General features: G+C 42.8%; 18 protein-coding genes. 3 read left to right on the top strand and 15 right to left on the bottom strand.

What is annotated here, in order from left to right; genetic code table 11:
* Positions 1-205: 205 nt before the first annotated feature.
* The 10 genes from RM544_RS12475 to glmU form a co-directional block, all read right to left on the bottom strand.
* Positions 206-1,801, bottom strand: a complete 1,596-nt coding sequence (locus tag RM544_RS12475; protein ID WP_311362134.1) for a Tn7-like element transposition protein TnsE — start codon at positions 1,799-1,801, stop codon at positions 206-208.
* Positions 1,779-3,293 carry a TnsD family Tn7-like transposition protein gene (locus RM544_RS12470; protein ID WP_311362133.1) on the bottom strand — a complete coding sequence of 505 codons (1,515 nt, stop codon included), beginning with the start codon at positions 3,291-3,293 and terminating at the stop codon, positions 1,779-1,781. Before RM544_RS12470 ends, RM544_RS12475 begins: the two co-directional genes overlap by 23 nt.
* On the bottom strand, positions 3,293-4,951 hold the full coding sequence (locus RM544_RS12465) for an AAA family ATPase (RefSeq protein ID WP_311362132.1): 1,659 nt from the start codon (positions 4,949-4,951) through the stop codon (positions 3,293-3,295). The genes RM544_RS12470 and RM544_RS12465 overlap by 1 nt, the downstream gene beginning before the upstream one ends.
* Positions 4,951-7,026 (bottom strand): TnsB C-terminal domain-containing protein, encoded by a 2,076-nt coding sequence (locus tag RM544_RS12460; RefSeq protein WP_311362131.1) that lies wholly within the window; start codon positions 7,024-7,026, stop codon positions 4,951-4,953. The genes RM544_RS12465 and RM544_RS12460 overlap by 1 nt, the downstream gene beginning before the upstream one ends.
* A complete protein-coding gene (locus RM544_RS12455; RefSeq protein ID WP_311362130.1) occupies positions 7,013-7,837 on the bottom strand; it encodes a TnsA endonuclease C-terminal domain-containing protein in 825 nt (274 codons plus the stop codon). Before RM544_RS12455 ends, RM544_RS12460 begins: the two co-directional genes overlap by 14 nt.
* Before the next feature lie 141 nt (positions 7,838-7,978).
* The gene (glmS, locus tag RM544_RS12450; RefSeq protein WP_311362129.1) at positions 7,979-9,811 is read right to left on the bottom strand and encodes a glutamine--fructose-6-phosphate transaminase (isomerizing); all 1,833 of its coding nucleotides are present in this window, start codon (positions 9,809-9,811) and stop codon (positions 7,979-7,981) included.
* Positions 9,812-9,853: 42 nt separating this feature from the next.
* Positions 9,854-10,627, bottom strand: a complete 774-nt coding sequence (locus RM544_RS12445; RefSeq protein ID WP_311362128.1) for a DeoR/GlpR family DNA-binding transcription regulator — start codon at positions 10,625-10,627, stop codon at positions 9,854-9,856.
* Positions 10,628-10,743: 116 nt separating this feature from the next.
* Positions 10,744-11,259, bottom strand: coding sequence for a rhodanese-like domain-containing protein (locus RM544_RS12440; protein ID WP_311362127.1), 516 nt, complete (start codon positions 11,257-11,259; stop codon positions 10,744-10,746).
* 48 nt (positions 11,260-11,307) lie between these two features.
* A complete protein-coding gene (locus tag RM544_RS12435; protein ID WP_311362126.1) occupies positions 11,308-11,616 on the bottom strand; it encodes an ArsR/SmtB family transcription factor in 309 nt (102 codons plus the stop codon).
* 124 nt (positions 11,617-11,740) lie between these two features.
* Complete coding sequence (glmU, locus tag RM544_RS12430) at positions 11,741-13,099, bottom strand: bifunctional UDP-N-acetylglucosamine diphosphorylase/glucosamine-1-phosphate N-acetyltransferase GlmU (protein ID WP_311362125.1); 1,359 nt, start codon at positions 13,097-13,099, stop codon at positions 11,741-11,743.
* A gap of 123 nt (positions 13,100-13,222) precedes the next feature.
* On the opposite strand from glmU, the gene RM544_RS12425 reads away from it, so the two are divergent.
* The gene (locus tag RM544_RS12425) at positions 13,223-14,683 is read left to right on the top strand and encodes a diguanylate cyclase (protein WP_311362124.1); all 1,461 of its coding nucleotides are present in this window, start codon (positions 13,223-13,225) and stop codon (positions 14,681-14,683) included.
* Here RM544_RS12425 and RM544_RS12420 read toward each other — a convergent pair.
* The 3 genes from RM544_RS12420 to RM544_RS12410 are packed head-to-tail and all read right to left on the bottom strand — an operon-like array spanning position 14,680 to position 17,566.
* A complete protein-coding gene (locus tag RM544_RS12420; RefSeq protein ID WP_311362123.1) occupies positions 14,680-15,561 on the bottom strand; it encodes a DMT family transporter in 882 nt (293 codons plus the stop codon). The genes RM544_RS12425 and RM544_RS12420 overlap by 4 nt on opposite strands.
* On the bottom strand, positions 15,539-16,057 hold the full coding sequence (locus RM544_RS12415) for a methylated-DNA--[protein]-cysteine S-methyltransferase (RefSeq protein ID WP_311362122.1): 519 nt from the start codon (positions 16,055-16,057) through the stop codon (positions 15,539-15,541). Before RM544_RS12415 ends, RM544_RS12420 begins: the two co-directional genes overlap by 23 nt.
* A 6-nt stretch (positions 16,058-16,063) precedes the next feature.
* Entirely contained in the window at positions 16,064-17,566 is a 1,503-nt protein-coding gene (locus RM544_RS12410; RefSeq protein ID WP_311362121.1) for an Ada metal-binding domain-containing protein, read from the bottom strand.
* Between the two features lie 130 nt (positions 17,567-17,696).
* On the opposite strand from RM544_RS12410, the gene RM544_RS12405 reads away from it, so the two are divergent.
* On the top strand, positions 17,697-18,833 hold the full coding sequence (locus tag RM544_RS12405; RefSeq protein WP_311362120.1) for a serine hydrolase domain-containing protein: 1,137 nt from the start codon (positions 17,697-17,699) through the stop codon (positions 18,831-18,833).
* A gap of 252 nt (positions 18,834-19,085) precedes the next feature.
* Here RM544_RS12405 and speA read toward each other — a convergent pair whose 3' ends face one another.
* Complete coding sequence (speA, locus tag RM544_RS12400) at positions 19,086-21,011, bottom strand: biosynthetic arginine decarboxylase (protein ID WP_311362119.1); 1,926 nt, start codon at positions 21,009-21,011, stop codon at positions 19,086-19,088.
* A gap of 306 nt (positions 21,012-21,317) precedes the next feature.
* Between speA and RM544_RS12395 the strand changes: the two genes are divergently transcribed.
* A complete protein-coding gene (locus RM544_RS12395) occupies positions 21,318-22,259 on the top strand; it encodes a response regulator (RefSeq protein ID WP_311362118.1) in 942 nt (313 codons plus the stop codon).
* 4 nt (positions 22,260-22,263) lie between these two features.
* On the opposite strand, the gene RM544_RS12390 is transcribed toward RM544_RS12395, so the two are convergent.
* Positions 22,264-23,028 (bottom strand): exodeoxyribonuclease III, encoded by a 765-nt coding sequence (locus RM544_RS12390; protein WP_311362117.1) that lies wholly within the window; start codon positions 23,026-23,028, stop codon positions 22,264-22,266.
* Positions 23,029-23,131: the final 103 nt, after the last annotated feature.

Genomic DNA, 23,131 nt, shown 5'->3' with positions numbered 1-23,131 from the left:
TTGGCTGGCTTTGAGTGCCTGGTTTAAAACAGATCTCGCCTCTTGTCTGTCGCTCGCAACTATTGCGCCAAGGTCCGCTCGTACAATGCCGACTCTTAAACTCCAGTTTCCAACCAACTGAGTCTTATTATTGCTTGGTAGAGATACTGATTACAAACTTAGAATGCAAATGGCCTTTCTGAGTAATAGGTTTTTACCAATCTACTTACCTAGACATCCAATTGACAAACCTCTGAGCCCATGGAGGTATCTCTTCTGGCTTTATGCGACCTGAGTGTTTTGATTTAGGGTGGTGGATACCGGAAAAATCGGATTGATCAAATTTTTCCATAAATATGTTAGTTGGCCAACCCAACGACTTTTTCATGATCCCCTGTAATATTCGACTCATATTATCTGACAACCATCCACTGAAACCTATTCTTAACATCATTGTCGAGAGTTTTGCTGCACCGTCGGAAGTATCTATCTCAAGTAACGTTATTGGACTACCTTTATACTCTACCTCTATTAAATTCATACATCTTGGGTTATGCGTATCTTCCAACATATGCAGGTCTTTTCTGCTGTTGTCTCGCTTTGGTAGCTTGAAAATTTCACGAGTGACGATTCTGCATTGGTGATGTGTTTCCAAACATTTTATGGCGTCTGAGAATGACTTGAACTTCGACAAATATAGATGAGTATCATCTGTCTGGTCATCTAAGTTGTTCCAAGCACCACCAGGAAGATCACCCGTTTCTTCCTTTTCGTTGGCACTTAGGTTCTTATCTAGCACTTCTTTATCGCCGTTACCGATTATATTGTTGACGGGCTTAAGCTTCTTAGGAACTCGGTTGGTAATAAATGGCGTCTTAAAACTGGTTTTAACCGAATCAGAGATTAGCGCCATAGTGGCTTTATCGGTATCCGACAGCTCATCATCATTCAACTCATATTGCTCTGGGGCCTCTCCTTTAGAACCGTTACCTTTTACTGGCTTGCCTCCTACCTTACGTTCATATTTTGGGTGCACAAAGTCGACTTCACCTTTGACCTCAGAGGGTAGCTCCTTGATTCCATGAATTTCCCACACGAAAAACGTTCCGGAATCACGGTCATCCCAACCTGTCATTTCTAGCTCTACTCCACCTAATGAAGGAGGAGTAAAGGAAAAATCCCAGTGATCGTAATTTCCCTTTCGGATTTGATTAAGCAATAAACTGGCACTGATGCTTTCAAACGACTGCCGTGCATCTGAGTCCATTAAAACCCAGCTCAGAAAGCGCCTGTTATCATCTCCGTTGAAATAATGTACTGGATACTCTGCTCCTTCACGGACATAAATGGTTTGCCTATCATTGTTTAAGTCTATAAAGAAGTCCTCGGCCAAAGCGTTATGCTGCAAACTTAATCTAGCTAAGAAGGGGTCATGAAAGAAAAGTACTCTGGCCAATTCTAGCTGAGGAATATAAATCTTCCTGTCAGCAGCATCCGCGACAAAGCAAAACTGAGCGTGGTCTCGTCCTCTGGGAGCTTTGTTATATGCAGGGCAGTCGTCGAGTTTAGCTAACTGCCAATGATGTGCATTTTCAATCGTCAGGTGACGGTGTAAACCCAACTTTTTATTACCACTCGTCGAGTTTAATATTCTCCGTCGAACAAGAATGGGCGCGGCGCTGAATTGAACACTCTTGGAAGGTTTGTTCGAAAAGTCGAGATTTATCGCCCACAACTTATTATTAACGCCTCGAAATAACGAACCAATTGCACTTATTTTCGAGTCATCTTCAATGTGCTTATATTTTGCATTGTTTGCCATCCCTGACAATCTCCCCTAAGAACTCTTTTACAACTTTTGACATGCGCACTTCACTCAAGCCTGACTTTCTAAGCAATACCCATTCTTTTATCATCGTATTGCTTTCGATAAATGAGATATAGGCTCGAGTCAGACGCCTTATCTGATACTCATCAACAGATTCAGTGTATCTTTTTAAAATGGCGGTACAGCGCGGCAAACGGCATAAATTCTTCTCTATTGTCGCGCTATTATTTAATTGATGTACCAAAAATGTCTGTGTTAACCGAGGCACAGACAAGTCATTCTCTACCCTCCGAACAAAGTCGAGTAATGCTCTGGCAGCCACACTATCACGTGCAGACCACTCGACACGGCGATTCACACTCACCGGAGGCAACTTATGTTTTTTATCTACATTGACTAACCAGTCATGGTTGTTTCTATACAGGCGAGCATATAGTGCAGGCTGTGCATTTCTTGCACTCTTTGGCCCATATTCAAGCACGAGTGACAGCCATTTATTCTGATCTACCGTCAGCGTGTTAATTTCGGCTATTATCTTTGCCTTCTTTTTTTCGCACCTCTCATTTATATTTAAAGCTCTCTCGAGCGCCTGTACTGTCGACATTTGGCCTTGAGATAAGGATCGTATGGCCGTTATATGTTCTGCAAAACTAAACGCCTTACGGTGCTTTCGACAAATACTTCTTAACCACGAGGTATCACTTGTGGAGGGGAGCAGGTTCTTCTTTTTCAACCAGTCTTTACCCCAATACGAAATGAATTGGCTTCGTATGAGCTGATGATCGATTCGCTTACCGTTTCGAAAGTTATTTGCAAACGCCAAATTACGATAAAAGGATGTCCATTGTTGATAACTAGGCGAGCTTTTTACGAACGAATCAAATAACTGATAAACCAATTCACTAAAGCGCTTGCTTGATTCTGTTTCTGGATGACTACCAACAATTTTGCTTTGTAAGACCGAAACATAGGCATGTCGATGCTCACCATTTTTCCTTATATCGGTCTCAGATAGCGCCCCATGAATAGGACAACAATCGACTACGGGGACTTGCCATCGCCTATCCCAAAAGGCTTCACCATATTCTTGCTCATGCTGCTGAAGACAGCAGTGGCACATCAGCATTACCCTCTTAGCGAGAACTCTCGATGCTACGATTCCAGACGCTAAATGCGCAGCTCCTTGCGATCTATCACACATCCATTCTTCAACCGACTTCCTTCGGTCATTCGGCAGAAAAGGGGCATAGATCGGCCAAAGAGTATGCTTTTCTATTAGATCCAATGCAGATAAGCTCAACGATTTTGGATACTGATCAGCAATACGCCCGACATGGCTGGGCAAATCTACCGTGGCAATAACTTTTTTATTTGCAAACACCGAGTTTAATAGCTGTTTCGGTGATGTCTCTCCTTCATGGACCCCAGTCCTAGCAATGACGCTATACAACAGCTCATTAGGGTAAGGGGTAGGAAATCCAAGCATTAAAAACCTGCTGCCCAGTCTTCCAAGTTAAAAAACATCCCCCTTCTGTCCAAGGTTTCATGAAGATCTTTATTCTCTGTATCGCAAAGATCGAATAGATAGCGCAAGTCTTCGCTTTCCAAGTCACACCAATCTTTTCTCTTCATAGACTTCTGAGCGATAGGAGGCTCATCCTGTTCGCATTCTGAATACCATTTAATCAGAATAGGGAGCATTTCTTTAAACTGAGCGTTTGGGTACTGTTTAAATACCTTATTTACCAAAGGTACCAAGAGCTTTTCATCATAATTTTCATCGAGTTGAAGCATCAAATTATACAAATGAAGAGCTTCATTATTACCGCCAAAGAGGCCCTGTTCCTCTTTTTGACGCGAGGCGATAATCTGGTTTCCGATTTCTATAAGGCGCTTTTCGATATCCAAGCCACGCAGGTCTGAATATTTTACGATTAGCTCAGCATTTCCAGAACGAAGCGCATCAAGCATCGGCTGGACTGGCTTAAGTTCCTGCTCATAAACTGACTTCATTATCCCTTCGGTTATTCTTTCTTTTTTATTCGCAATAGCTCGAAGCTGAGAGAGTACAAACAGCTTGACGACGATATCGAGTACTCCCTGTGAAAGGTCGAACCAGCAATCTCTAATTTCGTTAGTGAGAGGATCATCCGCATGTTTCAGCCACTGGTATTTCCACAAATCATTGGTAAACCGAATCCAATTTGGATTATCAACTAGACCTTTGCCTGCCTTATCTATCTTCTGCGGAATAGTTTCCCAATAAATAGATCCTATCCCCGAACTCCGTCGACCGGATTGCATCTCAAGTTCGAGGATCGGTCGTGCTTTTGGCGTACCCACAAGCACTACTGGAATACCGACCTGATTCACCAGTTCTACAAAAAACTCCAACATGTGTTCTTTGCCACCCGACCGCACTTGACTCAAGCGTTGGATTTCATCAATAACTAAAACACCTATAGCCCGGTTGTTAGCTGTTTGACGCATCAAGGCTAACATTTTCGGCAAAGACAAACGCTGCTTCGCGTACCGCCTCTCATAATCAGACCCAAGAATGTTATCCACACCGCTGAAAAAATTAAGGCATAGGCTTTCCAGATCACCATTGCTTGGGCATTCGATTTTGAGGTATGTAGTTTGAATAAAATTGCGTGCCTCGTGAAAAATAACTTGAGGGTAAGTTTCTAGTATTCGATTTAAGGAGCTGCTTTTACCGCTTCCGGATATACCAATCAGTGACATACTCCGGGCAGTAGTTTTTTCAGTAGCAAAATTTACTGGCTGCGTTCCATCAGATTTAATTAGCTCATAACCCTCCTGCAGTTTTCTATTCAATGAGCCATCATTTAAATTTCTACCGACATATCCTCTGCGTATCATCATGCTGATACGCTCCTCTAAAAGGACATGCTGCGACAAGGGTTGAAAGTAATCATCCAGCAGAGAAACCACCATATGCATTCTAGCTTTGGCATCGGCATTTCTGTCCGAGGGCTTGTAAAGAATTCTTCCTTTTAAGTTTGTACCAGCTTGTTTGACCGAGAGTATTGGCGGTAGCGCCTCGATAAATGGATTATCGCCGTATTGCGGTACACCCGTGTCATTGTATTCAGCAACTACGTAATTTTTTGGAAGATTCACTAGTCATCCCCACCATCGAATAGTTCGTCTTCATAATCAGGATATTCATCATCGTCGGAACTCTCGCGCAGACTGATAATCTTAGCTGACGGCGTTGAAGAAGTTGTTGAAGCCCTTCTGTGGGTTCTCTCGGTTTCTAACTGGGCTGCACGAGCTTTACTTACTCCGGCCATTCTCTCCGTGTTGGTTTTGGAAGACCTTGGTGTATCTTTGACTGCCGAACTAATTATATTTTCTATTCGCTCTTCGTGGGCAGCTCTCGTTTTGTCAGCAGCTAGTCTCTGTTTGGAAAGTTCTTTTTTCTGTTCATCTTGCTTGCGCCAAACCTGCCAAAAGGAGCAGTTTCGGTACTCTCGTGACAAGTCAGTGAGTTTGCACACCCAATAATCTCGGCTATTTGGTTTATATAAAAGGTAAATTTTATCAGCAACATTAGGGTCATATGCAACTACCACTTTCTCAGGCCTGTTAGAAGATTTTGTCCGATGTAACCAGCCTGACGACAGCACTTCTGGAGAAGAGTAATACAAACCAAATAAACACACGCCCTTTTCTGAGGTTGTCGCATGCTCTCTAGGTAAGAGTGCAACTCGAAGGTTTTCCTCATCGCCTTTTCTGAGCCGACCTGTGCGGTTTTGTAAGCCCCACTTCCATAAATGAATTGGGACATTTGGTAGATCTGTAGGCATGTCTTCACTTCGATCATACTTTTCCATAGGGTCGACAAAGTTGTGCATGATAATCGAGGAAATAAGAATTTCAGTGAACTCCGAAATTGTTAGCTTTCCATCCAGCCAATAGTTTTTACCTCCGCGTTTTTTTACGGTCGTTCCTGAAACAACGCCTGGAGCATATGGTTTAAACTCTGCCTGCAAAGAACGAAAATTCCTTTCTACAATTCCCTTGGCATCTCCGCGATAAGGAGGTGTGTTTTCAATTCTCACGAAAAAAGCTTCTTCAAGCCCCTCAATCTGATGCCCTAACAGTTCACCTCGATCAGCAAGAATTGATTCAGGTAGACCTGATGAAGGCCAGTCCATTTCGCAGCACTCAATTCCTAGCGAAGAAAATAGATCGCTCTTATCTGTCATAGCAACATGAAGAGACTGAATCGCCGCTACATAGGATGGATTTTCAAAGCCTATATACCAACCAACTACAAAACGGGAAAAAACATCAATGACAATATATAAGATTGGTCTACCCGCTGGCTGTGTTCGGTCATTATCATCAACCAGGATAATATCTGCGATGGTTGCGTCTATTTCATAGCGCGCCCCTGGGCCAAAGGCTTGCATGGTCGCTGTGCTGGTTAATGGTCTGATATCTTTTTTATAGTGTTGAGTGGGCGTTTTCTTAATTATTTTTTCTTCAAAACCGTATTCCCGATCGTAGAAGTACTTCAACTGCCATTTGGTCGGCTTTTCTGATTCAGGGGTGTTTGGAAAGAGTTGGTCATATAATCGTTTTAATCGACGATGCGCAAAGGGGAGTGAAAATTCGTTCTCTTTTAACAAGTACTTATCGATTACAATGCGGAAAAGCTTTTCGGTTGCTTCATCGATGATCGCCCCCACACCTTCCATATGAACTCTTGGTCGACCCAGTTTTTTGTCTTTTGCCTGACGGCGTTTACCTTTTCCTCCTGAATTAGGATAATCAGGCAAGAGTGCATTTGGTATCTGGCCGCGCTTCCAATATTGCCTTGCAATGCGGTACAGGTAGGGTTTAGAAATGTCTTCTACTTCAAGTATCGACTTGAATACTTTCGAACGTATCTTTGGTATGTAAAAAAGTGGCTCTTCGATTAAAGGTTGCAGCATTTTGAAGTTTCTATCGCGAATTGCTGCTGCTTTTGAGCCCGGTTCGGGCGCTTCCTGTTGTAAATAAGCAAAGGGATCTCTTTCCCGTATTAGCTTTTCATCGAGAACCAACTGCTCTAAAGAATCTAGAGATTCGAGGGAAGGAAAGGCGTTTTTGTCATCCAGGGCAATCCATACAATATCTTTCCCAGCTATTTTGAGAACTCTGAATAACTCATCATCAAGGCAAAGAACTTCATTAACCTGATACATGCAATACCTCTACTACCGTATCAAAAGATTCTGACAGCAAATCACTGCAACGAAGCTTGCTGTAAGGAATGGAAATATCAAAATGGAAATACCGTCGTGCAAGCAAAAGGCGCAACTGAAACAAACTTTCCCCCAATTCAAGACGGTAAGCGATGTCTATTTTTTTGCAGATATCAATGACTGTTAGTTGAAAGTTTTCAGCAATTTGCTTTGAATAGAAATTAAAGTATTGTGATTCATCATCTAAGCTCAATTCCTGGCTTTGAAGACTATAAAGCCATTCAATGTTCTTGAAGACTACGGCTGGTATTTCTTTTTCAGTCACGAGATACCAAGGAGTGTTCTTTTTTCGCCAAAAACGGCGCTCAATTTCTAGCTTCTCTACAGTTCTCGCATCCCTAAGCGCTGAGCTGTCTTTAACCTGTACGGCAAATAACGCCTTGTCTTTTTCTTTAGAGTTAACAACAAAGTCTGTACTCATAAATTGTGGTACGCCATTAATGGCAGGGTGCAGTATTCCTGTTTCGTTACAAAGTTGCTTTGTAATCGTAATATCTAAAGGAAATTGTTCTCTGATATCGAGCGTTGACGTTCTCCATTGCAATAGCAGAAAAGTTGCTAGCTCTAAATCAGATAGAAGATGATGGGTTCGTTGGGTTAGATGGCCAAAAACACGATGAGACCGACCTTCGGATGGAACATCTCTTACACTAAGCCAGGGTTTATATTCAGAACCTACACCTTGCCCGCGCCGTTGCTTAATCCAGCGAGCATTTTTAGCTTCAGTATTCCAATATCTCTTTTTGGCCATAAAAAAACCATCTGAGCTAGTCTGAATTCAGATTAGCTCAGATGGTTTTAGTAAACAACTCTATTACTCAGTTATCTACTTTATTACTATGTAAACAACTTTATTACTCATCCACATGTTTACTTTTTAAAGTAGGTCTCTCTACTCTACTGTAACCGACTTCGCCAAGTTTCTAGGCTGGTCGACATCTGTCCCTTTAATTACCGCCACATAGTAAGATAATAACTGTAGTGGGATAGTATAAATAATCGGTGCTATAGGCGATTCACAATGCGGTACGTTGATGACGCGCATAGTCTCGTCACTTGCGAAATGTGCATCTTTATCTGCAAATACATACATGATGCCGCCACGAGCGCGCACTTCTTCTACGTTTGATTTTAATTTCTCTAATAACTCATTGTTTGGCGCTACGACAATAACAGGCATTTCATCATCAATTAACGCTAGTGGGCCATGTTTCAGCTCGCCTGAAGCATAAGCTTCCGCGTGAATGTATGAAATTTCTTTTAGCTTAAGAGCACCTTCCATTGCGATCGGATACTGGTCGCCGCGACCTAAAAACAAGCTGTGATTTTTATCAGCAAATTCTTCAGCTAAGGTTTCAATTCCAGCAGTCAGGGTCAAAGTCTCTTCAAGCTTACTTGGCAGACTATGCAAACCATCGATAATGGCTTTTTTATCTTCTGGGCACATGTTGTTGTATCGGCCTAAAGCCAATGTCAGCATTAGGAAACCCGTCAACTGAGTTGTAAATGCCTTAGTTGACGCCACACCAATTTCAGCACCCGCTAGCGTCATGAAAGACATGTCAGATTCTCTGACCAATGACGAGCCAGGGACATTACAAATGGTCAAGCTAGACATATAGCCTTGTTCTTTAGCAAGGCGAAGTGCAGCCAGCGTATCGGCCGTTTCACCCGACTGTGAAATAGTCACTAGCAAGCTGTTCGGGTGCACCACTGATTTGCGGTATCTAAACTCAGATGCAATTTCGACGTTACATGAAACATTGGCATACTGCTCAAGCCAATAACGCGCCGTCATGCCAGAGTGATAACTCGTACCACAAGCGATAATCTGAACATGTTGAATATCTTTTAGAATATCCTCTGAGCCAGCACCAAAAATACCACTTACGATATCGGTTTCACCTAAGCGGTCTTGCAAGGTATTGCGCACAACCGTTGGTTGCTCATGAATTTCTTTTAGCATGTAGTGGCGATATCCACCTTTGTCGCCAGCGTCATGCTCTAATTCTGAATCAAAGACTTCACGTTCAACACTGTCACCGTTTTCATCGTAAATAGAAACCGACGTTCGTGTTATCTCAGCAACATCACCTTCTTCTAGGAAAATGAAACGACGCGTCACTGGCAATAGCGCCATTTGATCAGACGCAATAAAGTTTTCACCAATGCCCAAACCAATCACAAGCGGGCTACCTGAACGAGCAACGACCACACGCTCGGCGTCTTCTTTATCCATGATCACTGTGCCGTAAGCACCATGGAAAAGCTTCACCGAGTCTTGAACGGCTTGGAGTAGATCTTTTCCTTTTTTCACTTCTTCGTGCACGGTATGAGCAATCGTCTCGGTATCTGTATCAGAGCCGAAAGTATAACCTTTCGCCTGAAGTTCACTGCGCAAGGCTTCATAGTTTTCGATAATACCGTTATGTACAACGGCAATGCGCTCAGAGGAGAAATGTGGATGCGCATTCTTTTGGTTTACACCACCATGTGTTGCCCAGCGCGTGTGAGCAATACCGGTAGAGCCTTTTATTGGGTTGCTTGCAATTGCGTCACTGAGCGCTTTTACTTTACCAACCTGACGCTCTCTGCGCAGATTCCCATCACCATCGAGCAATGCAACACCTGCCGAGTCGTATCCACGGTATTCGAGGCGTCTCAGGCCTTCCAATAAAATTTCTACCACGTTTCTTTCGGCAATCGCGCCAACAATTCCACACATAATTTTGTCCTAATCTGTCTTAAATTCTATTTGGTTTCAGTATTACTCTGCTGAAACCTTTGCGCACATAACGGTAACGCCATGCGCCTCTATTCGTTTTTTTGCCTCAGGGGGAATTGAACTATCAGTCACTAACACTGAAATACTTTTCCAAGGCAACTCTATATTCGGTATCTTGCGCTCAAGTTTCTCTGACTCGGCCAGTATAATGAGCGACGTACTTACATCGGCCATTGTTCTGCTAAGTGAAACCAGTTCATTGAATGTCGTTGTGCCGCGCTCGACGTCTATTCCCGCTGCACCAACAAAAGCTTGATCAAAATTGTAGGCTTTAAGCATGTTTTCCGCCATCTGGCCTTGAAAAGAATGCGACTGCGCATCCCATGTACCGCCAGTCATCAATACTTGAGGTTCATTCTCTGCTTCAAGCAAGGCATTAGCTACATGTAAAGAATTAGTCATAACGACCAAGCCTAGTTTTTTCAGAATATGAGGGAGAAGTGCTGAGGTTGTGCTACCACCATCAACGATGATGCGATTATGATCTTTGATCAAGCTTGCCGCTAAAGCAGCAATTGCTTTCTTTCGACTCGAAAGGTTTTCATTTGAAAGCTCTGAAGACTCAGCAGGCAGTAAAACTGCGCCGCCAAACTTCCGCAACAACAAACCGTTGTTCTCTAGTTCAGCTAAGTCCTTACGAACCGTAACTTCTGACGTAGAAAAGTATTTTGCTAATTCATCAACTGCTACTTCGCCGCGCTCATTAAGGCGTTCAATGATCGCACGACGACGCTGTTGAGTGTTTCTTTTTTGCAAAACGCAAGGCCTTAAATTTCAAATCGAAAGGCATTATAGTTATTTTCTTTCGATTTGCAAATTCGCAGCCAAAACCCTTGAAGATAAAAAGGAGTGGAGGGGGTATTGGCTTTGACCTATTTATTCCAAGGCAGTTTGGCCATGATCATTGCAAGATTGCACTTGCCAGTCGCGCCAGAGAACAGAAGACCTGCACCCAAAAGTGCCGGAATTACAATGAATGCAGAGTCGATAGCGAACGTTGCTATACTTCCCAACAAAACAAAACCGCCGATAGTCAGTTGTACTTGCCTGTCTAGGGGTAAAGTTGAACTTTCGCCAATTTGAGTATCAAAGCCTGCATTTTGCCATGCTTCAATACCACCCATTAAATTATAGACGGTGACAGACTCATCTTGATCCGTCACTTTAACGCAAGCAGAATTTCCCCGTGCCCCTTTTTGGCAATATATAACCACTTTCTGCTCAGTTTGCGGTAAATCACTCGATGTAATCTTACCCAAGGGTAATAAAGTGGCTCCTTGTATATGATTAGTGGAGAACTCGGCTGGCTCGCGCACGTCAATTAAAATAGCATCTTCACTGTCTAGCCAGCGTTTAACTTGTAGTGCATCGATATTTTGGAACTTCATAGTTACCCCAGTTTGTTTACTGACAAAGACATTAGGCACACCTAATATCTAATCTTTACAATATATCAAGTACAAGGTTGATAGAATTGCATTGGCTTCAATACTTGCGAGTCGATAGTAAACCATCTGACCCTTTTTCTCAGTTGCGACTACTTCGGATTCGCGAAGCTTCGCCAAGTGTTGTGATAAAGCTGATTGCGAAATATTCAGAAGGGATTCTAGCTCACCGACGCTGCGCTCCCCTGCTACTAATGAACATAAAATTTGAAGTCGATATTGATTGGCGAGCAGTTTCAAGAACTGTTCCGCTTGCTTAGCATTTTCGGCTAATTTTGTGTTTTGAGATTCGTTTAGCATACACAACCTTATATTAGATAAACCTAATATATATCAAAGGTAGTGTTTAGTGAACGTAAAGATCAAAAAAGGCCAGTAAAATGAATTCTACTGGCCTCATATAGCTAGGTTGACTAGGGTAGGTTTATTTTTTCTTAGGTCGTTCCCAACCAGCAATCGAGCGCTGCTTACCACGAGCAATAGCCAGTTCTTCTGAATTTACATCTTTAGTAACCACAGAACCGGCGCCGACAGTTGCATTCGTGCCAATAGACACTGGCGCTACCAGCGAGCTATTACTACCAACAAACACACCGTCACTAATGATCGTCTTGAATTTGTTGACACCGTCGTAGTTGCAAGTAATCGTACCCGCCCCTACGTTCACACCTTTGCCAATTTCAGCATCGCCGATATAGGTCAAATGATTGACCTTTGAACCTTCTCCGATGACTGATTTTTTCACTTCACAGAAGTTTCCTACTTTGGCGCCATTATGTAGGTCTGCACCAGGTCGTAGGCGAGCGTAAGGGCCAATAGTGCAGCTATTTGCAACCGTTGCGTCTTCAATTAATGAAAATGCTTCAATCACTGAACCGTCGCCAATTGTGCAGTTTTTCAAAACACAATTTGGCCCGATGGATACATTATTTCCAATAGTGACATTGCCTTCGAAAACGGCGTTGATGTCTATTGTCACATCTTGTCCAACCGTCAGTGAGCCTCGCACATCAATGCGGTGTGGGTCAGCGAGGCTGACACCTTCCATCATTAATGCTTCAGCATTGCGTAATTGATAAGCGCATTCTAAAGATGATAGCTGAACACGGTTATTTACACCTTCTACTTCTCTTTCCCATACTGGGTGTGCAGCTCGAATAGTCAGCCCTTCATTAGCTGCCATTTCAATAACGTCAGTTAAATAGTATTCACCTTGCGCATTGTCGTTGGATAGGGCGCCTAACCAGCGTTTTAAATCGCTACCAGCCATCAACATCATGCCTGTATTAATTTCTTTTATTTCTCGTTGTGCGTCACTTGCATCTTTGTGTTCAACAATCGCTTTGATATTGTCACCGTCACGAACGATACGGCCCATTCCGGTCGGATCATCAAGATGTACTGTAAGCAGTGCTAGATCTGCAGAAGCTTTTGCATCAACCAAGCGACGCAGAGTATCTGCACTGATTAGTGGTGCGTCACCCACTAAGATCATCACATCTTCATCATCCTTTATGTGTTCAACTGCTTGTTGAACAGCGTGACCTGTACCCAATTGTTCAGCCTGTAAGCACCAATTTACTTGGTGGTGATCAAGCGCCGTTTTTAATAGGTCAGCACCGTGACCATAAACTAAGTTAAGGCTTTGGCAATCGAGCTCTTTTGCTGTATCGATGATGTGCTCAACCATTGGTTTCCCTGCAATTTTATGCAAGACCTTAGGGAGCGAAGATTTCATTCTAGTACCCTTACCGGCAGCTAGGATAATAACGGATAGTGACATGTAACATTCCTTTTTGATTTGCGCAGTAGTGTAACTGAGTGGGCACACCTTGTCAGTAGACCTTGTTTAAATATTAAGCTATCATGCGCGCTAAATTTACAGGACGTTTTTTACTTTGAAAAAATGAACATTTTTCGTACGCTACATCGCAGTATTCTTATTCTTTTCGCCGTGGTCGTGATATCAATCATTACCCTTGTGCACTTCAGTATGACCAAAATAGTGGCTGAGCAAAGCAGAGCTCACCAGGCGTCTCTCTCACCTGCAGTACGTTTAGTTGTAGAGCAAGTAATAGAGCCACTTCATGTTGCCGAGACACTTAGCCAATCGCAAGAACTTATCAATATTGTGAGAGATTCGGCAGTTTCTGAAAACGTAAATGAAACCCAAATATTTTCAACCCTGAGTCGCCTAGAACGTGAATTCGACATGGGTTTTTTTGTTGCCCTAGAGAAACAAAAGAAACAATTCAACTCAGATGGCACTACCTTAGAGTTGGTCGAGGGTGAGGTAAGTTGGTATTTTAAATATCGAGACAGACCTGAGCTTTCAGTTGGTGACATTGGTAAATGGGAAGACACGCACTTTTTTATAGATATCAAAATATTTAGCGAAAAAGGTGAGTTTCTTGGCTTCTTTGGTGTCGCGCAAAGCCTTGAAAAATTCATTGACGTATTCAAACAACATAAAGCCAAATACGGCCACGATTTTATTTTTGTCGACCCTGAAGGCACGATCATGCTTTCTTCCGCTCCTGCTTTAAATGCGAGTCAGTCCAAATTCAATAAACTACAAGATTTAAGCTGGTATCAAGCGCTTCTAGCTGAGAGTTCAGAACCAATAGATGAAACCACAACTCGACCGATAGATATCAATAACCAGCTTATTACCATAAATGAAGAAGATGTGCTTATTGCACAAGTAAACCTGGACTTGTTCGATTGGACGCTACTGTTGATGTCACCTCTCGAAGAACAACAAACCGAAATCAGCCGAGGCTTCATTTTTTCAGTCATCTCGGTTTTGGCCGTGATCTTCATACTGTTTTTAATTATCTACAATTTACTTTTCTATTTCCGCAAGGATCTGCAGAGCGATGCCATTGTATTGCCTTACTGTAAAATGCCATCGGATGAAACAATCAAATATATTATCGACGCGAAGTCCTATTCTGATGATGCCTATATAGCACTAATTCAGTTAAACGATTTATACCAAAAACCACTTACCGCAGAATGTATACCTGCACTCAGTAGTGTCGGCACCAAAGTATCTGAATTTTTAATTGAGTCACTGGATAAATTCAGTACCGAAGGCTATTTAGGAAAGGTGAATGAGAGCCAATGGTTGATATTGCTCCAAAACACCAATGCCGACAAAGCCTCACTATTTATGGAAAATGTGAGACATGGTCTAGCGACCATTCAATCAGAGTGTGAAAAACAGCAGGCGATGTTGAAGTTTTCTACGTGTAAAGTGAAGTTAGAAAATGACGACAACTTTGTATCTGCAATATTGAGACTCAAACCCGCTCTCGACAACATTGATACGGCAAAAACCACTGCACCACCAATCGACTTTTAAAGCGAAGGGATCTTCCGGCGTCGCCTGACGATCCCTGTCGTGATCATCACGCCAAGTATTATCATGCTACCTCCCGTAATCGCATACGCAGACAGTGTTTCGCCCAGTACAACCATGCCCCAAAATATGCCAAATACTGGTACTAAATAACCCACAGTCATTGCTTGAGAAGCGCCAACTTTAGCAATCAAATCAAAGTACATGATGTATGCAACGCCAGTACAAAGAACGGCTAAGATGAGGGCAGCTCCCCATGTGGTGAGATCAGGACTAACGCTTGGCCAGGTGTAAACTGCCAATGGCATGAGAAGTAAAGCAGCAAAAACTTGGCTTCCAGCGGCGATGGCAAACGGCTTAACACCACTCAAATGTTTTTTCATATAACACGCAGCAATACCGTAGCAACATGTCGCAACCAGCGCAGACAAAACTGGAATCAACGTCACGGGGGTAGTGGATTGATTGTCTTGGCTGATAACAACAACGCCTAAAAATCCAAGGAAAATGCCGATAACACCATGCAAGCCAATACGATCTTGTAAATAAAAGAACGCGATAATGGCACCAAACATAGGTGCCGTTGCATTCAATATGGCGGTTAAACCTGCGTCTAAATGAACGCTTGTATAGGAAAATAAGCAAAAAGGAATTGCGGTATTCACTGCACCGACAAACAACAACTTAGCCCAGTTTGCAGTTAAATCAGCAAATTGCTTTGTAAAATAAACCACCGGCAACAAAAATAGGGCAGCTAAACTTGCTCGTAATTCTACCAGCGCGAACACACCAAAGGAAGGCACGGTCGCTTTCATCAGCATGAAAGACGCTCCCCAAATGGCACCCAATAACAATAATTCAAGTAAGTGAGAAGTCTTCAATGTCACCCTTAGATTCTAGTGCTAACAAATATGTTTTACGCTGCAAGCCACCCGCATAGCCTGTTAATTTGCCATTGGAGCCAATAATTCGATGACAAGGGATTACGATAGGGATGGGGTTTTTACCATTTGCTGCGCCGACTGCTCTGCAAGCCTTCACGTTCCCTATCGATTTCGCTATATCCAAGTAGCTTGCTGTATCGCCAAATTTTACTTCAAGCAAACTCGCCCAAACCGCTTTTTGAAAATCGGTTCCGTCAGGCGCGAGAGGAAGTGAAAACTCAGTTCTTTCACCGGCAATGTATTCTTTTAGCTGCTGAGCTGCAAGCCTAGAAACACTATTTTCATTTTCAGCTGGGTGTGTGTCGCTAAAATCGATAGCTTTGACAGCGATTTCATCAGCAAAGATGGTCAGCGAACCCGCGGGGCTGGTCACAACGCTTTTATACAAATGGTCGTATTGTGGGTATTTACTACTTTCTAATTGTGTATTCATTGGTCCCTATAACTCCATATTCCATAAACTTAGCGTCAAATAACTGCGCCACGGAGCAGCAGCCATCGAGTTAATTTCGACACCTCTTTGCGCTAAGGCTTTTATACGATTCTTTATAATCAAATCAGTATCTAAAAAGATATCGGGAAAGTCTGAGTTTCGCATAGCAACATAATTTACCGTCCAAGGACCGATACCTTTAATGTTCAGCCATTCTTTAATATCCGCGTCGAAGTGCTGACACATAAAGTGTGCAAATGCTTTCAATGTCGCTTTGCGTGCATTCGGCATTTTTAAGAACGATAAATCGGCATTCGCTACCTGTTCTGGACTCACAAATGGACGTAAAGCTTTGTAAGCATCGCTTTCCTTACCATTACTATTCTCAAATTCGCCCAATAAATTGTGTTGTAATAAATTAAGTTGTCCTATGGCTGCTTTTACTGTTACCTGTTGACCAATAATGGCACGGCAGCCTGCTTCGAAGCGATTAATGATACTTGGTAAACGAATGCCATGAGTCAACAAGCCTTCAGGCACTCCCGATTGTTTAATGCCTTGTTGAATAAAAGTAGCATCAGAATCTAAATCTAACATCTTCCTAACCATTCGAATGCTGGCCTTTAGTACAGAAATATCAGATAGATCAAAGTAAACCCTAAAGCGATTATGTTCTCCTTCATGCACCGCGCAAAAACGCACTGCTTTGCCAGCAATCTCTAAGGCTTTACTAATACTATTTTGCGTCACTATTTCATTGCTTTGCAATGCTCTTATATCGAAGAAGTCTCGAACATACGCCCAATTGTAAGGCGGTCTATAGCTCAACAGCACCGTGATTGTCTCGCCGTCATTATGTTTACTGAATGATTTGGCTTTGCGAATTTGGCTTGGTGACAAACCCGTATGTTGTTTCAAATGACTTTGCATTGGCTTTGCAGCATTGAAACCGCTCGCTAGAGCAACCTCTTCGATAGGAAGAGTTGACTCATGCAGCAGTTGTTTAGCAAACAACAGGCGGTGATAAACCTGATATTTTTTGGGTGCCACCTGCAAATGCTCATTGAAAAGCTGATTAAAATATCGAGTCGATATTCCCAACTTTTCTGCGATATCGGCAATACTTAAATCCAAATTTTCAGCCAATAAACGCGCGCCTCGTTCCACAGTCGTTTCGACGCCTTTCCAAGCAAATGAACCTGGCGCACTGTCTGGACGGCACATTAAACAAGGTCGAAAGCCATGTTTAATAGCATTTATAGCAGTATCATAGTATTCCACATTCTTTTCGAGCGGCGCTCTCGCTTTGCAAATCGGACGACAAAAAATGCCTGTTGTTTTCACCCCTATAAAAAACAAACCATCAAAGCGTGGATCACGAGCTTCACGCGCTTTTCTAATTTGTTCAATACTCAGGTTTTGCATGTACATAAATAATACCGCTAAATTGCAATGAGCAGAGTGTAGCGCGTCTAAGATCAAAAACACGTCATTTTCGGAACTGCTCATTAATTATTCGAATAAGGAAAAGAACAACGACATCATCAATGCATCTGCACAAAGAACGAACATGGCTTGAACTTACCAGGGCATATGGAGGATAATACGGCCTGGAAAATAATAAAAATAAGTAGTTAATTTGTCTCTATTAAAGCAATCCTTGGCCTTTACTCTGTTAGCAATTTCGTTCGTAGCACCCGCTGCGCAGAGCGAGTGGGTAGCCAAGTACACCCAAGAAATAAAGGCTCAAGCTAAGCAAAAAAAGTTGCCTGGCTTCGCCTTTGTCATGGTTGAGAGAGACCAAGAGAGCACATTTACCTTCTATGGCAAAACAGATCGTCACGGTACCCCAATTGATAAAGAGACCGTCTTTCGTTTAGCGTCTGTATCTAAAACGTTTACTGCTGCTTTCGTAGCAAAAGAAATTGAAGAAAATAAATTCACGTGGGAAAACAGCCTTCAAGACTTATTACCCGACTATCAATTCGATAACTACGCTGATACCCCGATTCTTTTAGAGCACCTTATCGGTCAGTCAACTGGTTTTATACCAAACGCTTACGACAACCTCATTGAAGCCAACTACAAATTACCGCGCGTTTTACAACATTTGGAAAAACTCGACTCCTTATGTAAACCAGGCGTGTGTTACACCTACCAAAACACCTTTTTTGGCGTGCTTGAAGAATACTATCGAGGCAAAGAAACCAGCTTTGCAGACGAAATTACAAATAACCTGATCAAGCCGCTAAAAATGCCAACTGCCAGTGTGGGTATGGAAGCCTTAATGGCATCTAAAAAATGGGCAAAGCCACACGCAGCAATAGATAAGAATCGCTGGGTAAGCGTAAAGGTGAAAGATAACTACTATAAATATAACCCTGCTGCTGGCATCAATGCGAGCGCAGCCGACATGGAGATTTGGCTAAAAGCCATGCTAGTTGAATACCCTAAAATCATTAACCAAGACCTCGTGACGGCGATCACCACTCCACGTGTGAAAACCAAACGTGAGATGTATCGTCGTGAATGGCGAAAAGTCATTAAAGACGCCCATTACGCTCTGGGTTGGCGTGTTTATAATGTGGATGACATTGAGATTATTTATCATGGCGGCTGGGTGCAAGGATACCGCGCTGACGTAGCATTTTCGCCTGAGCTAGGTGTGGGCTATGCCATGCTGATGAACGCAGAATCTAACCTCATTAATGAAATCACCGCTGATTTCTGGAAAGGTCAAATAAAGGCCTACCGCGCAAAAAACAACGCAAACTAATCAAACCTAAAGCAGGGCAAGGGCCTTGCTGTGGTTGTACACTTGTTGAATTAAGACGAAGAACTAGCAAAGCGCTCTCCCCTTAAAAAGTCGCTTCAAGGCCATCCATGGCACGCTCGACACTCGGCGTCCTGCCGAGTGACGCTTTTTAAGAGGAGAGCGCTTCACTATTCCTTCTTTCGTTCCATTCAACGAAAGAGGCTGATATTCACTTGGGAACAGCAAGGCCCTTGCCCTGCTTTTGGTTTGAGTTTAGCTTGTTTTAAGGTAGGTATACCCTTCTAAGCAATTTTCGTAGAAATCAGTCCATTTCACACCTTCGCGCGGTGGAATTTGACCGTTCGCTACTTGCTTATCTATCTGGCGCTTCACATCCATTGCCATCGCACTCGGATGGTACTGCATAATAGATAAGACATTTTCTACAGACGAACCTTTCACGACTTCCTCTATATAGAAGTCTTCAGGATCATCATCGAAGCTAAAAATATGCACTTCATTTAGTCGCCCGAACAAATTGTGCATATCGCCCATAACGTCTTGATAAGCGCCTGTTAGAAATAAACCTAAATGGGCTTTCTCATTTTTCTCAAGTTGGCGAATAGGCATGATGTTTTGTAGATTGCGGTCAACAATAAACTGATCAATTTTGCCATCGCTATCGCAAGTAATATCGACTAGTGAGCAATTGATATCAGGTGCTTTATCCATGCCAGTTAATGGTACCACCGGCAGTAATTGGTCGATTGCCCAAGTATCTGCAGCAGATTGGAATATAGAGAAGTTACACAAATATTGTGAAGAAAGTGAAAAGTCGAGATGCTGCAAACCTTCAGGAACAAATTCCACATCACGATATTGAACTTGAACCCAGCGTAAAATTTGCCAGTAAATGGTTTCAATTTTACCCAATTCTTCTAAAGAAATAACACGTAGTTTAAACGCTGATACAGCCTGTTCTTTCCACTCAGACGCATCGTTGTATATCTCTTGTAGGTTTCTGGCACCGTCTAAGCTCAAATAGAGTTCACGCATGTTTTTTAATAGTACATGCTCATTTTCCACCTCCGTGGTGTCGAGCCTCGCGCCATCAGCTTTAATTTCACCAACAATCTCTGTGATCACGCAACTGTGATGCGCGGTAATGGCTCGGCCGCTTTCAGTCACTAAGTTAGGATGAGGAACACCTTCTAAGTCACACACTTCTTTCATGCCGTAAACAACATCGGCAACGTATTCGGCTAAGCTGTAGTTACGAGAAGAATCGTTAGTTGATTTACTGCCGTCATAATCGATGCCTAAACCGCCACCTACATCAACATACTCTAGCGCGAACCCCATTTTGTGTAGCTCTGAATAAATTCGTGCACCTTCGTTTACCGCGTCTTTAATTGCACGGATATCAGGGAGCTGACTACCAATATGGAAATGCAGAAGTTTAAGCGTGTGGGCCATGCCTTCCTGTTCGAGGAAGCGCGCAGAGTTAATGATTTCAGGTACTGTTAAACCGAATTTTGCGCGATCGCCGCTGGAGCCTTGCCACTTTCCGCGACCCAAGGCGGTCATTTTTGAACGCAGACCAATGATCGGCTCAATATTTAATTCTTTAGATACTTTGACCAACATCAGCAGTTCAGAATACTTCTCAATGACAACGACCACTTTGCGACCGAGTTTTCTGCCAAGCAAAGACAAACGAATGAATTCTTCGTCTTTATAGCCATTGAGTATCGTGAGAGAGTCGAGATTAGTATTTAACGCCAATACAGCGAGTAACTCAGATTTAGAACCAGCTTCAAGGCCGTAGTTGTATGGTGCCCCTGCGTCAACGATCTCTTCAACCACTTCACGCATTTGATTTACTTTTATCGGGTACACACCATTGTATTGGCCTTGATAACCGGCATCTGCAATCACTTGATTGAAGGCTTCATTAATACCAATGACCTGAGAACGAAGAATATCGTGAAAACGCACTACCACAGGAAACTGGATGCCTTCCTGTGAAATCTCATCAATCACCGACTTAAAATCGATGCGTACGTTTGGATTTTTAGGATCCGGAGATACCTTTACATTGCCATTTTCACCGATACTAAAATAACCGCCACCCCAGCTTGAGACACCATAAGTGCGCTCAGCATCGTCAATTGACCACTCGACCTTATTTTCTGTCATATCCGCACCCTATTACTCACGCTTCAAATAAAAAATTCGCCCACCCACATTCGGGGGCGGCGTATTATAATCAAGTTTAGCTTCCTGACTAACAATTTCGCTGTGTAAATAAAAAAAACTGTATAGTAGTTGAGCAGTTTCAGTGCTAATGTTATACCAATGTTAAATTTATTTAGCAGTTAAACAGAGTAACATGCTTGATCTGGCACTTAAATGCCCTTCGTCTTTGCGCACAGTATTGAGTTGTTTGAGAAGAAAATATACTACTGTCGTCATTTCACGTTTGGGTAAACGAGGACAATCGATATGGGTAGCGCACTGCAAGTAGATAGCGATATGGAAAATTCAACAAAGCGAGTTCTTGTCATTGACGACAATGAAATGGAACTGAAGTTGTACTTCAACGGCTTAGGTAAACACTTCGACGTCTCTTTCGCGCCGAATGCTCGTACTGCATGGGAAATGCTAAATAGCGCTCCTTTGCCTGACGCAATTATTCTCGATATCATGATGCCAAATGAAGATGGCCTTAATCTATGTAACAGAATCAAAGAAACCCAATTTATCCAAGACGTACCTGTTATATTTGTGTCCTCATTAACCGGTCCCTCAGTAAAATCACAGGCGTTCGAACTCGGTGGTGCAGATTTTGTTACCAAGCCTCCTATGATGACTGAATTGATAGCGCGGCTTCATCGGCATATCGCGCTATATCGCAAAACTAAAAAGCTAGAATCCTTAATATTCATTGATCCGCTGACACATCTTCCGAACGAAGCTAAGTTCAAAGAGGTACTAGGAATTGAATGGGCAAGATGCGCTCGTTATTGGCACCACATGACTTTGCTCATTGTGCGTGTAGAAAAGATACAGAATATTCAAGAGATGCAAGGCAATGATCATTACTTCGCTGTATTGAGTGCCGTCGCGACTACGCTGTCTACAGCTGGTAATCGTCCAGGTGATTTAGTTGCCACTTTAGGAAACAACGAATTCGCTATATTGCTCTCAGATTGTGGGCACGATGGGGCGGCAATGAAGGCTAAACAAATTGAAGATTTATTCAAAAATGAGCAGATAGCCAATAGTCATCTTGGCTGCACAGTCAGCTATGCTGTTGCTGCTCCAGCAGGCGGGGGATCGCCTGAAGAGCTGTTTAGTTCGGTCGATAATCGTTTATTTGAATCTCATCAACTAGGTGCTGGTAAAATCTATCCGGTTAACGGTGTGATTGGAATAGACCAGTAATTGACTATACAGATAAATCTACCGAAACTGGGCAATGGTCCGAGCCAAAAACGTCATTATGAATGTGCGCATCTTGTACCATTGGCATCATGTCTTTAGACGCTAGGAAGTAGTCTATTCTCCAGCCCACGTTGCGTTCGCGAGCACCCGCTCGATAGCTCCACCAGCTGTATTTAACTTCTTCAGGATGATGGAAGCGGAAGGTGTCTGTGAAACCTGCGTCGACAAAATTATCAATCGCATCGATTTCAGCCTGTGTGTAACCGGCGCTTTTATTGTAGTTCGGCTTTGGTCTTGCTAAGTCAATGTCTTTATGAGCAACATTAAGATCGCCACACACCAACACGGGTTTAGTTTCTTCCAAGCCTTTTATATAGGATAGGAAAGCAGCATCCCACTCTTGTCGATAAGGTAAGCGTTTTAATGTGTTGCCTGAATTTGGCGTATAAACAGTGACCACGAAGAAGTGCTCAAACTCTGCAGCAATAACTCGCCCCTCTTGGTCATGCTCCTCGATATCAATCCCGTATTTCACCGACACAGGCTCTACACGACTGAGAATAGCAGTGCCAGAGTAGCCTTTTTTCACGGCGGAATGAGATAAAAGGTGAAAACCCTCTATATCGCCTATCGCTTCAGCTACCTGATCACATTGCGCCTTAGTTTCTTGAAAGCACATAACGTCGGCATTCAAGTGCTTAAAGGAAGTGGCAAAATCTTTCTTCAATACTGCTCTGATACCGTTTACGTTCCAAGATACTACTCGCATTTTGATTCCTATTATTTATTTTATTTCGATGTATTTCACGCGCTGTGAAAAGTGTCCATCGCGTGGTTCTTTGATGCTACTTATTCTAACGTTTAGCAAGCAT

It is taken from the genome of Brumicola blandensis, from assembly GCF_031846165.1.
Lineage (GTDB): Bacteria > Pseudomonadota > Gammaproteobacteria > Enterobacterales > Alteromonadaceae > Glaciecola > Glaciecola blandensis.
The sequence above is the reverse complement of the archived record's forward strand: the minus strand, read 5'-3'. Positions and strand labels throughout refer to the sequence as shown.